The organism is Gemmatimonadota bacterium (genome assembly GCA_040388625.1).
Lineage (GTDB): Bacteria > Gemmatimonadota > Gemmatimonadetes > Gemmatimonadales > Gemmatimonadaceae > Fen-1247.
Genome location: JAZKBK010000001.1, coordinates 462,570 through 476,725, shown reverse-complemented (window position 1 = coordinate 476,725; position 14,156 = coordinate 462,570). Strand labels below are relative to the sequence as shown.

Sequence of the window (14,156 nt, the reverse complement as noted above, 5' to 3'; positions counted from 1 at the left end):
ACAAGCGGATGCGCTGCGGCGCTCCGTCACTCTTCGTCGTCCTGATCGCCGCGGCGTCGCCGGCTCAGGAGCAGGATGCCAAAGAGAATCACGGCAATGGCGGTTGCGGCGATCGCGATCACGAGCGCGTTTGATCGCGCGAGTCTTGCGAGGGCTGGAAATGGCGTGTCACCGATCGTGTCCCGCGGAACTGTAGTCGTGTCGGCCACGGGACCTGTTGCGGCGGCGACCATGACGCGCAGCGACGGCGTCGTTGCGAATTCGTAGCGGCGCGACGTGGGATTGAAGAAATCATACCGCACCTCCGGCAACACCATCTCGCCGGGGATCTTCGGCGTTACGATCCAGTCGAACTCCTTCGCGCCGCGCACCACTGTGCCGGCGGAATCCCAGTAAACACGCTCCTCACCGGGAACCGTGGTTGCCCAGTCGATTTCGAGCGCGGGACGGGCAAGCAATCGCAGATTTCCGACGCCCGATAACCGCATCGTCACGGTAAAGGGATCACCGACCCGCAAGCTGGACCCGTCCGTGCGGAGCGTGTCCCGAAATTCTCCTACCGCCCCTATGAAGCCAACAGGCTTGCCTGACGTCGGCAATGCGACGGCCGTGAACGACTGCGGAGCCGACATCGTCGAATATGTGCGCGGCGGACTGAAGTAGTCGTCTCCATCCGGAAGCCGGTATTGCAGCGTCGCGGCCGGCACCGTGTACGTACCGGGCAGGAGCGGGAACAGCGCGCGGTGATATGCGTAACGCCGGTACGGCGCGCCGTCCACCGTAACCGTCGATATGGAGCTCGTGTCGAACGGGAAGTCATATATCGTCACACCGGCGACGTCGGCTGGCGTGAAGACGGGGTTGGCGCGCAGCCGCCGGCGCGCGACGTCGTCCACTAGCGTGACTGCGTCGTAGTTCACCTGCTGTCCCGCGTACACCGTATCCGGCGAGACCTGCGTCTGGAACTGAACGACGCCGACCTGTGCGAAGAGCAGCAGTGCGACGATCACCAGTCCTTCCCGTGCGGCGGCGGTTGCGGCACGTTCTTCTGCTGTTTGCGTCCCTGCACGTCCTGCTCCTCGCGTGCGGCATTGTTCAAAACGGCGTCGGCCTGCTGCGATCCCAGAGCACCACCTCCGGCTGGCTTCGGTTGCGGCGCTTGCGCACCTCCGCCTCCGCCCCCTCCTCCTCCGCCGCCCCCACCGCCGGACGCCTTGTGAACGCGGAGCGCGAGCTCGTAGTTCCATTTGGCATCGCGATCGTCGGGCGTCAGAGTCAGCGCCCGTCGGTAATGCGCAAGAGCGCTGTCCAGTGGCTGAGCGGCCGTGTCGCCGTGCAGCTTCCTTCCCGTAACAAGATACGCCCAGCCAGCGTTGAACGTCGCGTTGAAGGCCATCGGGCCATGTCGCGCCTCGACAGAATCGAGAATTGGCACGGCGGCAGCAAGCGAATCGTGCGAAAGCAGCGTGGTACCGCGATTGTATGCCAGGAGCTCGGTCCTGGAATTGGGTGAACACGCCGCAAGCGTTCCCGCAGCGATGATCGCCGCGCTGGCAAGACGCCGTCTCGATCGGAGCCCCAGCAATGCGTCCAGCAACAGGAGCAGCAACGCTGGTGCGACGAACCACTGGAAACGTGGTGTGAGATCGCGTCCCGTCTGAACTGCATGCGCCTCGGTCTTGAGCCGCTGGATCGCCGACCTCACCGCCTCGGCCTTGTTCGCGGCCTCGGCTGGCACGAACACTCCATCGGCTGAATCAGCAGCGGTACGCAGAAATTCGGGATGATATTGTGTCACCACTACCTGCCCGTTCTCATCGCGCTTCACCGTTGTGGCGCCGTTCTCGACAATGGGTATGGTCGAACCCTGCGGCGTGCCAAATCCAACGGTCACGACCTCGATACCGGCATCCTTCGCGCGCTTCGCAGCCGCCGCAACATCCGACAGCGGCTCGAACGCCTCGCCATCGCTCATCAACACTATGGCCTTGTTACCGTTCCCCTTGCCCAGACTGAGCAGAACGGTAGCCTGGCGCAGCGCACTCGACATCGAGCTGCCCGCTTCGCCCACAACCGTGGGATCGAGGTTGTCCAGGTACAGCGCAAGTGCACCGTCGTCGGTCGTCAGAGGCGTGAGGATGTACGATTTGCCGGCAAATGCAAGCATCGCGAATCGATCGTCCGGCGACAACGCGCGAAGCTGACGCACGACTTGCTTCATCTTCGCGAGGCGCGACGGACGCTCGTCAGTCGCGGTCATCGACAGCGACGCGTCGAGCGCGAGAACGACGTCTGCACCGCTGCGGCTGACGACCGAGCTCTCCTGTCCCCAACGCGGCCCCGACACTGCGGCGCCGAGCAGGACGAGCGAAGTGACGATGCGCACGTTATGCCACGGGCCGCGACGCGTGCCAAGTGGCGCAAGTCGCGCAAGCATCGTTCGGGTGCCCAACAGCGCGAGACGACGGATGCGAGAGCGGCGTCCAATGATCAATGCGATCACGCCCGCGACTGGCAACAGCACCGCGAATGCAACGGCCCAGGGCCACTCCAGAAAACGAATCATGGCAGCGGCGCCTTCACGGCCGCCACGCCCAGCTCGATGAGCAACGCAATCACGGCGAGGCCGAGCGGCCAGCGAAACAGCTCGCTGTAGCGCACGTAAGTGGTGGATTGAACCGGCGTGCGCTCCAGCGTGTCGATCTGCGAATAGATGTTCTGCAGCGCAGTCGCATCGACGGCGCGGAAGTAGCGTCCGCCCGTCATGCTGGAGATGCGCGTCAGCAACGCCTCATCGATCTCGACCGGTTGATTCTCATAGCGCAGACCGTACAGTCCGCGACCGACTGGCACCGGCGCCATCCCTTCGGTGCCGACCCCGATGCTGTAGATCTTGACGCCGTATGCGGCAGCTGCGCGAGCAGCCGTCAGCGGATCGATGTCGCCACGGTTGTTCACACCGTCGGTCAGGAGAATCATTACGCGGGATTTTCCCGGCGCGTTCCGCAATCTGTTCGCAGCGGTCGCGATCGCCGTCCCGATCGCAGTCCCATCTTCGAGCTGTCCCGCCTGCAGATTATCCACGGCCTGCATCACCACTGGATAATCGGTTGTGAGCGGGACCTGAGTGAGCGCCTCCGCTGCGAAGGCAACGAGCCCGATACGATCGGAGGTGCGACCCGCGATGAATCGCTTGACCGTCGCCTTCGCGACAGCAATCCGGTTCGACGGCTGGAAATCCTCGGCGAGCATCGAGCTGGAAAGATCGATGACCAGCACAATGTTGATTCCCTGGCTCGTCACATTCTCGGAATGACCCACCCCGCGCGGGCGAGCAAGCGCGAGTACGAGCGCCGCAAGGACGATGTTACGGAGGATGAACAGCGTGCGCTCGACTGCAGACCCCACATGCGGGCCGCGAGCGAGCGTGGAAGTACGCGAGAACGTGATCGCGGGAGGACGCTTGCGCGCGCGAACGATCCACCAGACAGGGAGCGCAAGAAGCAGCAGCAGCGCGAGCGGCGTGACCAGCTGAACTGGTGGTATCTGCATCACGCTGCCTTCGCCTTTGCGGTCGCGGCGCTTGCCGCGTTGGCCGCCTCGATCGCGTTATTCACATCGGCGACGATGCTCCGCGCCGCTACGCCGATTTCCCGTGCACGCTCGGCGGTCGAGCTCTCCCGCGCGAACTTGATGAGGTCGGTCGTGTCGAGAACGTCGAGCAGTAGCGGTATCGGCACGACGGGTGAGCGCTGCAGTGAATCCGCGAGCTCGTGAGTCGTTGCGGATTGCGCCGCCGACGGAACAGTCGCCGCCAGATACGTCCTCATCACGCGAGTCATCTCGACAGCGTACCGCTCCGACTCGCCCGACTCGACAAGTCGCTGCGAATCAATGCGTGCGAAGTCACGCTCCGCAACCTGGAGCGGTGACAGTCCGCGAGCGACGCGACGACGCCAGCGACGCCAGAACCAGATCAGGAGAGCGACCAGAGCAATCGCTGCAGCCGCCAACGCCCATGGAATCCAGTTGAAGGGCTCGATGGCGATTACCGCGCGGTAGGGCTTTGGTTTCCGGAGCGACGTATCCGCCGGCAGGACCGAACGAACGCGTACGGCGAAGTTCTTCAATGCGGCCGTGCGCTGGCCGCCCGGACCGATCACGACGATGCTGTCGAGTCCAAGCGACTGGCCGCCGGTGTCCCAGGCGGCGAGCACGTAGTTGACCGTGGTTTCGGTGAATCCGCCCGTCGTCGATTCCGTACGAGTCGTCGCGCCGGCCGAATCCACGTGCGCCCCGCTGTCCGGTCGCGTTGGGAAGATCACCTGCGTGCCGTTTGGAACGCGCACCCGTATCGTCGCGACGAAGTGCTGTCCCACAGTCGTCGTTTCCGGCCGCACCGCCGTGCCGACCTGCAGCTGACTGGCCGGCGTCGTCGCCTGAAGCAACCACAGGAACAATGCTACCATCGTCATCGATGCGACCGCGCTCGCGTCTCACGCGTGCGAAAGAACTTGAGCAGTGGCTCGATCACAGATCCGTCCGTGGTCAGCTCGATCTCGTCCACTCCCGACCTGCGCAGCACTCGACGCCGCCCCGCCAGCTCGGCGGCAATGTGCTCTGCATACGCAGCGCGGACGCGCCGGTCGCTCGTGTCAACCTCAAGGAATTCTCCCGTCTCTGGATCGCGCATGCGCGCCAGCCCGACACTCGGAAGTGTCTGCTCGGCAGGATCATTCAGGGTAACGGCGACTATGTCATGCCGGCGACCCAGCACCTTGAGCGCGTGCTCGTAGCCTTCGTCCTGAAAGTCGGAGACCAGAAAGATCACAGTGTGCTGCCGCAGCGTGCGCTGCATGTACTCCAGCGCGGGCCGGAGATCGGTAGCCTTGCCCTTCGGCACAAACGCGAGCAGATCGCGCACGATTCGCAGCACGTGACGCTTGCCCTTGCGCGGCGGTACGACGTGTTCCACACGATCCGTGAAGAAGATCAGCCCCACACGATCGTTGTTGCGTACCGCTGCCATTGCTATGACGGCCGCGAACTCCGTCATTACGTCGCTCTTGAAGCGCGATACGGTGCCGAAGCTCTCCGATCCGGAGATGTCGAGCGCCAGCACCACGGTCAGCTCGCGCTCCTCGATGTAGCGCTTGACAAAAGGCCTGTTCATGCGCGCGGTGACGTTCCAGTCGATCGTGCGCACCTCGTCGCCGGGTATGTACTCGCGCACTTCCGAGAACTCCATGCCCTGCCCCTTGAACACGGAGCGATACTCGCCCGAGAACAGTGCGTCGACAAGTCCGCGCGTCTTGAGCTCGACGCGCTTCACCTGCTTCAGGATCTCAGGCGAGATGCGCACCGGCCGCTGGGCCGGCGCTTCCTTCGGCGCTGCGCGACGCTTCAGGAAGTTGAGCACGCTGCTACGGGGTTGGTATCGTGTCGAGAATGCGCGACACGACGTTGTCGCTCGTCACATCCTCAGCCTCCGCCTCGTACGTGATGAGCACGCGGTGCCTGAGGACGTCCGGTGCGATCGCCTTGACGTCGTCGGGTGTGACGTACGCGCGATCGCGCAGGAAGGCAATTGCGCGCGACCCCTGCGCGAGTGCGAGCGTTGCGCGCGGACTTGCACCAAACTCGATCAGCGGAGCGAGGTCCGGCAGATTCGCACCCTTCGGATTGCGCGTCGCTTCCACGATGTCGACGATGTAATCGACGATCCTGTCGTCCATGTACAGCTCGCCGATGCGCTTGCGTGCAGCGAGCACCGCCTCGGGGGTCGCGACCTGCCTCACAGGTATCTCGTCCTTGCCGGCCATGCGGCGCAGCACTTCCTTCTCCTCGTCGCGCGTCGGATAGCCGACGTAGAGCTTGAGCATGAAGCGATCGATCTGGGCCTCGGGCAGCGGATAGGTTCCTTCCTGCTCGATCGGATTCTGGGTGGCCAGCACGAGAAACGGCTCCTGCAGCATGTACGTCGTGCCGCCGATCGTCACCTGCTTCTCCTGCATCGCTTCGAGCAACGCGGCCTGCACCTTCGCTGGCGCACGATTGATTTCGTCCGCCAGGACGATATTGGCGAAGATCGGTCCCTGCTTCACGGAGAAGCGACCCGTCGACTGATCGTACACCTGCGTGCCGATGACATCTGCGGGCAGCAGATCGGGAGTGAACTGAATTCGCTGAAACGACGTGCTGATTGTTTCGGCCAGCGTGCGCACGGTGAGCGTCTTGGCCAGGCCAGGCACACCCTCGAGAAGCACGTGGCCGCCCGTGAGCAATCCTACGAGCAGGCGCTCCACCATGTAATTCTGGCCTACAACACGCTTCCCTACTTCACTGATTACCGCGTTGACGAGTGCCGTGTCTTCCATGTGGTGGCTGTTTGACGAGTGAGCTGATTAAATCGGATTCACGCTTGTTCAGCGGCCGGCTCGCACCGCTTGGTAGTGCGCCGAGCCGAACTGGTCCGAACTTCGTACGCACCAGTCGTTCCACTTCCAATCCAAGGGCAGCACACAGTCGCCGCACCTCGTGATGCTTTCCCTCCGCTAGCACGATCTCGAACTCGTAGTGGCGGCGGCCCGGAACGGGGTTTGCCGTAGCCGAGATCGGATACGCGACACCATCCTCGAGCTCCACACCGCGCATCGCCGCGCGTGCTGCCGATACCGCGTCTCCGCGTACCGTTGCCACGTAAGTTCGTTCCACTCCGCGGCTGGGATGCGTCAGCGCGTGAGCGGCCGCGCCATCCGTCGTCATCAGAAGGGCGCCTTCGGTCAGATAGTCCAACCTGCCGACGTACGTCAGTCCCGGCTGATCAGCCACCAATTCGAAGACAGTTTTCCTTCCCGCGGGGTCACTGGCCGTAGTTACCACGCCGGCCGGCTTGTTGAGCAGGAGCCATACAGTTGCCGGCGGAGCACCGACACGGCGCCCATCGACGAGAATCTTGTCTCCGGCCGGATCCACAACCTGGCCAAGCGTCGCGACGGCCCCGTTGACCGTTACGCGGCCCGCCGCGATCAGCTCTTCAGCTTTTCGTCGTGATGCAATACCCGCTCGTGCGAGCGCGCGCTGAAGGCGCATCGCCTCCGCCATCAGGACGCCTGAGAAAGAGCGGGACGGAGCGCTACCGTCAACTCATCGGCACGAGGAAGCTCGCCCAGATGCCGCAACGCGAAATGCTCGAGAAACAACGGAGTCGTGCCATACAGCAACGGACGGCCCATCCCCTCGCCGCGACCCACCACGTCGACGAGACCTCGCTCCTGCAGTGACTTGAGAATTGCTCCGGCACCCACACCGCGAATGTCCTCGATCTCCATTCTGCCGATCGGCTGACGGTACGCGACTATCGCGAGCGTCTCGAGCGCCGCACCGGACAACCGTTGAGGACGTGCGGCCAGCTGTGCCCGCTCGATTGCCTCGGTGTATTCCGGACGCGTGAGTATCTGCCAGCCATCGCTCACCGCGACGAGCTCGACGCCGTGACCCTCGTTGTCGTAGCGCTCGCGAATTTCATCCAGCGCCGAGGAGACCGCGGCAGGCGTGGATTCCGGATCAAGCTGGTTGAGCGAATCGGATGGAATCGGACGCGCGCTTGCAAACAGCGCGGCCTCCAGCAGTCTAGCTAACGGTGTCACCACTCAACTCCATCGATGCAAACGGTTTCGGCTGCACGATGCGCAGCTCGCCACTCTTCGCCAGTTCCAGCAGCGCGAGCAGCACGGATAGTATCTGCCACGGTTCCGCGTCGCGCGACACGATGTCGCCCCACTTGGCGCGCGCGCGCAGCGCCATCACGGCCCTGATGGACTTGATCGCGCCATCCACGTCGAGCGCGCGCGGAATCACGTCGTGCACCAGCGGCCGCTTTGCCTGACGCAACACGCGATCCACCGCTGCAAACAGATCCGCGAGAGTGGCCGCGAACGGCCGGTCATCACGATCTATCTGTTCGACCTGCGGCTGAACGTAGGAGCGAGCGAATCGGTTGCGACGATCGTCCCCGAGCCGCTCGAGCACGTCCACCACTTCGCGCACCTGCTGGTATTCGAGCAGGCGCCGCACCAGCTCGGCGCGCGGATCTTCCCACGCTTCCAGGCCTTCGGGGCGCGGCAGCAGCATCTGCGCCTTGATGCGAAGCAGACGCGCGGCCATCTCGAGGTAGTCCGCCGCATCATCGATGCTCATCCCGTGAATGCGCGCGAGAAACTGCTCTGCTATCCGCGCGATCGGAATGTCGTAGATGTCCACCTGCTCGTCGCGAATCAGCGACAGCAACAGATCCAGCGGCCCCGAAAACTCCGGAAGCTCCACGATGAAGCCGCGCTGTTCCTCGTCCTCCGGCTGACCGGCCGAATGCTCGCCGTCGCGAACGTCGACAGCCGTCATCACAGCACGCCCTGCCACGGCAGTATGAACCCGCCGACGGTCCCGACGAGGAAGTTGGTGATCGCCTCGGCGGGAAAGAGCCACCACGTGAGGAGCGGTCCGCCCAGGAACAGCAACGCGTAGATGATCAGCAAACCAAACCGGCTGATGCGCTCATAGGACAACGCCCACGCCGGCGGCAGCACGTATTTGAACACGTGCGAACCGTCCAGCGGCGGGATGGGAAGCAGGTTGAACGCAGCAAGAATGAGATTGATCTCGATTCCGTAGATGAACATGCGCTGCAGGATCGCGAACCCGTTCTCGGCGTTCGGAAAGGCCCGACCCGGGAAATACAGCAGCGGAACCACAGCAGTGAAAACGAAGGCAAGGATCACATTTGTGGTGACACCTGCCAGCGACACCATGATGTCGCCCTGCTTGAAGTTACGGTAATTTCGCGGATTGACCGGGATCGGTTTTGCCCCGCCAAGGATGGGGGCGTGCGAAATGGCCAGGAAGACCGGCAGCAGGATCGTCATGAACGGATCGATGTGCTTGATCGGGTTCCATGTGAGCCTGCCTAGCTGGTACGCGGTGGGGTCGCCGTTCTTCATGGCTACCCACCCATGAGCGTACTCATGGGCGACCATGGAGAAGAGCAGGACTGGACCTATTAGTAGAAGCTGAGTGACGCTATCCAACTTGACTCGGTTATGGGGATGACCTAATTTACGAGGCTAGTCGCGAATCGGAAACGCTTTCGCTTCATCGAGTTAACCAGCCCCGTCATGCCGAATATCGCGTCCGCGAAGAAGAATATGCGGAAGTCCCGTGCCGCGCAGGTCCGTAACCGCGCGCAGCGCTCGACGCTCCGTACCGCCCTCAAGAAGGCGAGAGCCGAAAACGCTTCATCCGAAGCCATGGCCGAAGCCGTTACGCTGCTCGATCGTGCAGCGCGCAAGGGCCTCGTCCACAAGAACGCCGCTGCGCGCCGCAAGAGCCGCATGGCCAAGGCCGCGAAGAAAGCAGCCGCGTAACACGGCGCGGACATGTCCGCGCCTGGCGTCGTGACGTCGCATCGGAATGGGGTCGACCCCGTTCGTTGAACGGTTCCATCCCGCCGGAGTTGGCGATGCACGATACCCCATCAGATTCCACGCGTCGTTTCTCTGATCGCGTGGACGATTATGTCCGTTACCGCCCCGGCTACCCCGCCGAGGTAATCGACGTCCTGGCTCACGAAACGGGCCTTTCCGCGCATGCCGACATTGCCGACGTGGGATCGGGCACCGGCATCTCATCGGAGCTATTCCTTCGCAATGGCAACACCGTGTTCGGCGTCGAGCCCAACACCGGGATGCGCGAGGCTGCCGAGCGATTACTGGCCGCGTATCCGCGCTTTCACAGCGTGGCCGCCCGCGCCGAAGCCACGACGCTTCCCGCCGCGTCTGTCGATTATGTAACCGCCGGCCAGGCGTTCCACTGGTTCGATCCACAGCTGGCGAGAACGGAATTCACGCGCATTCTTCGTCCCGACGGGTGGGTGGTCCTGCTGTGGAATGCGCGACAGCTCGACAGCACTCCCCTTCTTCGGGATTACGATGCGATGCTCGAGCGCTACGGTACCGACTACCAGCAGGTTCGGCACCAGCACCTCGACGCTGCGCGATTGCGCGTACTGTTTGGCGGAGAGCGTGGCAGCGCATTTCAGCATCGCAAGCTTTACAACGAGCAACGCTTCGACTTCGAAGGCTTGCGCGGCCGGTTGCTCTCCTCCTCCTACACGCCTACGGCGAGCCATCCAGGCTATCTGCCGATGCTGCGCGAGCTGAGAAGAATCTTCGATGAATACGCGGAAGACGGCTCAGTCGCGATCCAGTACGACACGGACATCTACTTCGGTCACATCGTGTAACGCCGCGCGTTGACCACCGTCACGCGTACTGTCGCGGTTACGCAGCTCGTCGCGCAGCAGCGTCCTCCTGCGCCCCTAGAACGTCGACAGCTCGCCGCCGCAGCGCTCGCAGTACCACTCGGTTGCGTAGTTCATCGCGCCGCATTCAGGACACTTCAGAGTCTTGTCGGTATCCCTGTCAGCGGACTGCGCGGGGATCGGCGGCGGCGTGCGTGCTTGCGAGGGCCCGGATGCTGCCGCCGCCGCTACACCGGTCACACCGTTGGCGATTCCGTAATCCGCGCCGGCTGCGCCAACCGGATTCCCTCCCATCGGCGCTGCCGGGATGACAAGATCTTCCAGATCTTTCGTGTCGGGGATGTTATCGTGCTGCTCGCGCGACGAATTTCCCTGGTGTTGCGGATGCGCCTGCGACGGACGCCACTCCGCCACGAACTCGTCGATCGACGGCGCCGCCTGTGGAGTTCCTTGCGCGGACGGGTGCGAAGACGCGTCACGCTGCGCTGCTTGCTGCGCGCCGTCGCCAGACCGCGATTCGCGCGGCCGCTCCACCGCCGGCTCGGATGTCGTTGCTGCGGGTTGGACCGATGCCGTAAGCGCGACTATCCGCTGCAATTCCTGCAGCTCGTCTTCGACCGATCTCCGCTCCGCGGCGATGCGCTCGATCTCGCTGTCGACTTCGACCCTGCGGCGCTCCCATTCGTCCGGCGTAAACTCGCCAACGGCCGCGCGAAGCTCCGCCTCGTTCCGCTCGTCGGTGCGATCGGACTCGTGATCGCGGAGAGCTGCAAGATCCGACTTCATCGCCTCGATGGTGCCCGTCAACTGTCCCGCGCGCTCGGCGAGCGTCTGCATTACGCGGTCGAGACGCCCGGCGTAATCGCGCTGCACGCGCTCGTACACGTGCGGCGGAGTCGAGCCGCGACGGCCTTCGAGTGTGGCGAGCCAGCCCTGGTAGCGCTGCCGCTCGTCCAACAACTCGTGCAGAGCCGACATCGCTTCGGTATCGGTCGCTGTCATTCCCCTTTCCTCTGCTAGTTCAGAGTGTAGACGACCTGACCCGCGACGACGGTGCAAATCGTTCGGCCGGTCAGCGTCATTCCAGCATACGGTGTGTTGCGCCCCTTGGACAGAAACAGATCTGGATCCACAGTCCAGCGACGAGCCGGATCGAAAACGGTGACGTCGGCCGGCGATCCAACCCTTAAAGTACCTCCGGGGAGCCCGAACAGTCGAGCCGGACTGCAGGACATGCGGTCCACCAGCGTTCCGAAATCGATGTGGCCCGGCACGACGAGGCTGTCGACCACGACGGAAAGCGCCGTCTCCAGTCCGACAATTCCGTTCGGAGCATTCTGGAACTCGCGCTCCTTCTCGTCATAATGGTGCGGCGCGTGATCCGTGGCGACCAGATCGATCGTTCCATCGCGCACCGCCTGGCGCAGCGTCTCGACGTCCTCCGCGGTGCGGAGCGGCGGATTCATCTTGGCGTTCGTATCGTAGCCCTCGACCGCCTCCTCCGTGAGCGAGAGATGATGCGGGCAGACCTCGGCCGTAACGTTGATGCCGCGATCCTTGCCCCAGCGAATCAGCTCGACCGAGCCCTTTGTGCTCATGTGCGCAAGATGCACGTGGCCCCGAGTGAGGCGCGCCAGCAGTATGTCGCGGATCGCCATGATCTCCTCGGCCTCGTCCGGGATTCCCTTGAGGCCGAGCCGGGCGGAGACGATGCCCTCGTTCATTGCGCCGCCGGCGGCAAGCGTCGGTTCCTCACAGTGATCGATCACCGGAATCTGGAACGTGCGCGCGTATTCGAGCGCCGTGCGCATGAGCTGCGCGGACACCACCGGCTTGCCATCGTCGCTCACGCCGATTGCGCCGGCGTCCACCATCTCGCCGAACTCCGCGAGCGCCTCACCGCGCTGGCCTACGGAGATGGCACCGATGGGATACACCCGGGCAGCACCCGCGCGCAGACCCTGTCGCACGACGAAGCCGACCGCCGCCGGGTTGTCGATGACTGGATCCGTATTGGGCATCGCGCAGACGGCGGTGAAGCCTCCTGCGGCCGCCGCACGTGCGCCGCTCGCGATCGTTTCAACGTCGGCGCGTCCAGGCTCGCGCAGATGACAGTGCACGTCGATGAATCCCGGCGACACGATCAATCCTGCGCAATCGACTGTTTGCGCGTCGTCCGGTCGCCCGATGTCACGACCGATTGCTGCAACGGCGCCATCGACGAGCAGCACGTCAGCGACGCCATCCATCTGCTGCGATGGATCGAGAACGCGCCCACCCGTGAGAAGTACCGGGCGCGTCATGGTGCTCCCTTCCCGGCCTTGGCGGACTCTGCCAGCTCGGGGCGTCCGCCCGACAGGAGATACAACACCGCCATCCGCACCGCGACACCGTTCGTCACCTGTGGGAGTATCACACTATGGGGCCCGTCGGCCACGTCGGAATCGATCTCTACACCGCGATTCATCGGTCCCGGATGAAGGATTAGCACATCGCGTGGCGCGCGCTCGAGCCGCTCGCGCGTCACGCCGAAAACACGATTGTATTCGCGCAACGAAGGTATGTAGCCCGCGGTCATGCGCTCGAGCTGCAGCCGGAGGATGTTGAGCGCGTCGGCCCACTCGATCGCCTCTTCGATGCGCGAGAACACCGTCACACCCATCTCGTCGATTGCGTTGGGCATGAGCGAGCGCGGACCGCATACCGCGACCTCCGCACCCAGCTTGCGCAACCCCCAGATGTTGGAGCGCGCGACGCGCGAGTGCAGCACGTCTCCGCAGATGCAGACGCGCAGTCCCTCGATTCGCTTGAAGTGATCGCGAAGCGTGAGCAGGTCGAGCAGTCCTTGCGTCGGATGCTCGTGCATGCCATCGCCCGCGTTGATGACGTTGGATTCGATGCGGCCGGCGAGAAACTTCGCCGCGCCGGATGAGCCGTGGCGGATCACCACCATGTCGATCCGCATCGCTTCGAGATTACGTGCCGTATCCACGAGCGTCTCGCCCTTCGATACGCTGGACCCGCTGGACGAAACGTTCACGGTATCCGCGGACAACCGCTTCTCGGCGAACTCGAACGAGATCCGCGTCCGTGTGGAGTTCTCGAAGAAGAGATTCACCACCGTCGAGCCGCGTAGCGTCGGAACTTTCTTGATTGCGCGCTCGCTGATTTCCTTGAACGGCTCTGCTGTGTCGAGAATGAGACTGATCTGTTCCCCGCTTAGGGGCTCCAGCCCCAACAAATCCTTTCCGAGCGGCGCCGCTGCTGTCATTCGAATCGCTTGGACACGAGGACCACGGCCGACTGACCATCGATCTCGTGCACCTGGACGTCCACCCGATCGCCGGCTCGCACGGCCACCTTTTTGCCGACGATGTCCGGCTGGATCGGTAGCTCGCGGCCACCGCGATCGATCAGCACGGCCAGTTCGATGCGGGCAGGACGACCAAAATCCGCCAGCTCGTCCAGCGCAGCCCGGATCGTTCGCCCCGTGAACAGGACGTCGTCGACGATGACGACGTTGCAACCGTCGATCGAGCCCGGAAGCTCGGTCGCCCCCACCACCGGTCTCGGACCTATTGTCTGCAGATCGTCACGATACAGGGTGATGTCGAGGGCCCCGCGCGGGACTGCGACACCGTCGCTCGCGTTGATGAGTGCAACTATGCGATCGGCAAGCTGAACTCCCCGTCGCTGGATCCCGACGATTACGAGGTTGTCAGTTCCGCCATTCGCTTCGACTATCTCACCAGCCATACGGCGGAGCGTTCGCTCCACCGCGCTTGCATCCAGAATGGTTTCAGTGTGCTCTGTCATCCGGCTCAAATATAGCCCATGCAGG

At 63.6% G+C, this 14,156-nt stretch carries 16 protein-coding genes; 2 read left to right on the top strand and 14 right to left on the bottom strand.

Going from position 1 to position 14,156, the window contains the following annotated elements:
- Positions 1-26 precede the first annotated feature (26 nt).
- The 10 genes from V4529_02180 to V4529_02135 are packed head-to-tail and all read right to left on the bottom strand — an operon-like array spanning position 27 to position 9,083.
- Complete coding sequence (locus V4529_02180) at positions 27-1,010, bottom strand: BatD family protein (GenBank protein ID MES2357129.1); 984 nt, start codon at positions 1,008-1,010, stop codon at positions 27-29.
- Positions 1,007-2,566 carry a VWA domain-containing protein gene (locus V4529_02175; GenBank protein MES2357128.1) on the bottom strand — a complete coding sequence of 520 codons (1,560 nt, stop codon included), beginning with the start codon at positions 2,564-2,566 and terminating at the stop codon, positions 1,007-1,009. Before V4529_02175 ends, V4529_02180 begins: the two co-directional genes overlap by 4 nt.
- Positions 2,563-3,552: a VWA domain-containing protein gene (locus V4529_02170; protein ID MES2357127.1), complete on the bottom strand. Its 990-nt coding sequence runs from the start codon at positions 3,550-3,552 to the stop codon at positions 2,563-2,565. The genes V4529_02175 and V4529_02170 overlap by 4 nt, the downstream gene beginning before the upstream one ends.
- Positions 3,552-4,475 (bottom strand): hypothetical protein, encoded by a 924-nt coding sequence (locus tag V4529_02165; GenBank protein MES2357126.1) that lies wholly within the window; start codon positions 4,473-4,475, stop codon positions 3,552-3,554. The genes V4529_02170 and V4529_02165 overlap by 1 nt, the downstream gene beginning before the upstream one ends.
- On the bottom strand, positions 4,472-5,419 hold the full coding sequence (locus V4529_02160) for a DUF58 domain-containing protein (GenBank protein MES2357125.1): 948 nt from the start codon (positions 5,417-5,419) through the stop codon (positions 4,472-4,474). The genes V4529_02165 and V4529_02160 overlap by 4 nt, the downstream gene beginning before the upstream one ends.
- A 4-nt stretch (positions 5,420-5,423) precedes the next feature.
- Positions 5,424-6,377 (bottom strand): MoxR family ATPase, encoded by a 954-nt coding sequence (locus V4529_02155; GenBank protein ID MES2357124.1) that lies wholly within the window; start codon positions 6,375-6,377, stop codon positions 5,424-5,426.
- On the bottom strand, positions 6,340-7,104 hold the full coding sequence (locus V4529_02150) for a pseudouridine synthase (protein ID MES2357123.1): 765 nt from the start codon (positions 7,102-7,104) through the stop codon (positions 6,340-6,342). Before V4529_02150 ends, V4529_02155 begins: the two co-directional genes overlap by 38 nt.
- On the bottom strand, positions 7,104-7,649 hold the full coding sequence (scpB, locus tag V4529_02145) for an SMC-Scp complex subunit ScpB (protein ID MES2357122.1): 546 nt from the start codon (positions 7,647-7,649) through the stop codon (positions 7,104-7,106). The genes V4529_02150 and scpB overlap by 1 nt, the downstream gene beginning before the upstream one ends.
- A complete protein-coding gene (locus V4529_02140; protein ID MES2357121.1) occupies positions 7,633-8,400 on the bottom strand; it encodes a segregation/condensation protein A in 768 nt (255 codons plus the stop codon). Before V4529_02140 ends, scpB begins: the two co-directional genes overlap by 17 nt.
- Positions 8,400-9,083 carry a site-2 protease family protein gene (locus V4529_02135; protein ID MES2357120.1) on the bottom strand — a complete coding sequence of 228 codons (684 nt, stop codon included), beginning with the start codon at positions 9,081-9,083 and terminating at the stop codon, positions 8,400-8,402. The genes V4529_02140 and V4529_02135 overlap by 1 nt, the downstream gene beginning before the upstream one ends.
- A gap of 87 nt (positions 9,084-9,170) precedes the next feature.
- Between V4529_02135 and rpsT the strand changes: the two genes are divergently transcribed.
- The gene (rpsT, locus tag V4529_02130) at positions 9,171-9,419 is read left to right on the top strand and encodes a 30S ribosomal protein S20 (protein MES2357119.1); all 249 of its coding nucleotides are present in this window, start codon (positions 9,171-9,173) and stop codon (positions 9,417-9,419) included.
- Positions 9,420-9,514: 95 nt separating this feature from the next.
- On the top strand, positions 9,515-10,297 hold the full coding sequence (locus tag V4529_02125) for a class I SAM-dependent methyltransferase (protein ID MES2357118.1): 783 nt from the start codon (positions 9,515-9,517) through the stop codon (positions 10,295-10,297).
- Between the two features lie 75 nt (positions 10,298-10,372).
- Here V4529_02125 and V4529_02120 read toward each other — a convergent pair whose 3' ends face one another.
- The 4 genes from V4529_02120 to pyrR are packed head-to-tail and all read right to left on the bottom strand — an operon-like array spanning position 10,373 to position 14,131.
- Positions 10,373-11,317, bottom strand: a complete 945-nt coding sequence (locus tag V4529_02120; GenBank protein ID MES2357117.1) for a hypothetical protein — start codon at positions 11,315-11,317, stop codon at positions 10,373-10,375.
- Between the two features lie 14 nt (positions 11,318-11,331).
- Positions 11,332-12,618, bottom strand: coding sequence for a dihydroorotase (locus tag V4529_02115; GenBank protein MES2357116.1), 1,287 nt, complete (start codon positions 12,616-12,618; stop codon positions 11,332-11,334).
- Positions 12,615-13,586: an aspartate carbamoyltransferase catalytic subunit gene (locus V4529_02110; GenBank protein ID MES2357115.1), complete on the bottom strand. Its 972-nt coding sequence runs from the start codon at positions 13,584-13,586 to the stop codon at positions 12,615-12,617. Before V4529_02110 ends, V4529_02115 begins: the two co-directional genes overlap by 4 nt.
- Entirely contained in the window at positions 13,583-14,131 is a 549-nt protein-coding gene (gene pyrR, locus V4529_02105; protein ID MES2357114.1) for a bifunctional pyr operon transcriptional regulator/uracil phosphoribosyltransferase PyrR, read from the bottom strand. Before pyrR ends, V4529_02110 begins: the two co-directional genes overlap by 4 nt.
- Positions 14,132-14,156: the final 25 nt, after the last annotated feature.

Excerpts from the sequence above, each read along its gene's own strand:
- V4529_02155 (MES2357124.1), bottom strand. The coding sequence starts at position 6,377 with ATGGAAGACACGGCACTCGTCAACGCGGTAATCAGTGAAGTAGGGAAG.
- V4529_02110 (MES2357115.1), bottom strand. The coding sequence starts at position 13,586 with ATGACAGCAGCGGCGCCGCTCGGAAAGGATTTGTTGGGGCTGGAGCCC.
- V4529_02115 (MES2357116.1), bottom strand. The coding sequence starts at position 12,618 with ATGACGCGCCCGGTACTTCTCACGGGTGGGCGCGTTCTCGATCCATCG.
- V4529_02165 (MES2357126.1), bottom strand. The coding sequence starts at position 4,475 with ATGACGATGGTAGCATTGTTCCTGTGGTTGCTTCAGGCGACGACGCCG.
- rpsT (MES2357119.1), top strand. The coding sequence starts at position 9,171 with ATGCCGAATATCGCGTCCGCGAAGAAGAATATGCGGAAGTCCCGTGCC.
- V4529_02125 (MES2357118.1), top strand. The coding sequence starts at position 9,515 with ATGCACGATACCCCATCAGATTCCACGCGTCGTTTCTCTGATCGCGTG.
- pyrR (MES2357114.1), bottom strand. The coding sequence starts at position 14,131 with ATGACAGAGCACACTGAAACCATTCTGGATGCAAGCGCGGTGGAGCGA.
- V4529_02120 (MES2357117.1), bottom strand. The coding sequence starts at position 11,317 with ATGACAGCGACCGATACCGAAGCGATGTCGGCTCTGCACGAGTTGTTG.
- V4529_02175 (MES2357128.1), bottom strand. The coding sequence starts at position 2,566 with ATGATTCGTTTTCTGGAGTGGCCCTGGGCCGTTGCATTCGCGGTGCTG.
- V4529_02140 (MES2357121.1), bottom strand. The coding sequence starts at position 8,400 with ATGACGGCTGTCGACGTTCGCGACGGCGAGCATTCGGCCGGTCAGCCG.
- V4529_02170 (MES2357127.1), bottom strand. The coding sequence starts at position 3,552 with ATGCAGATACCACCAGTTCAGCTGGTCACGCCGCTCGCGCTGCTGCTG.
- V4529_02150 (MES2357123.1), bottom strand. The coding sequence starts at position 7,104 with ATGGCGGAGGCGATGCGCCTTCAGCGCGCGCTCGCACGAGCGGGTATT.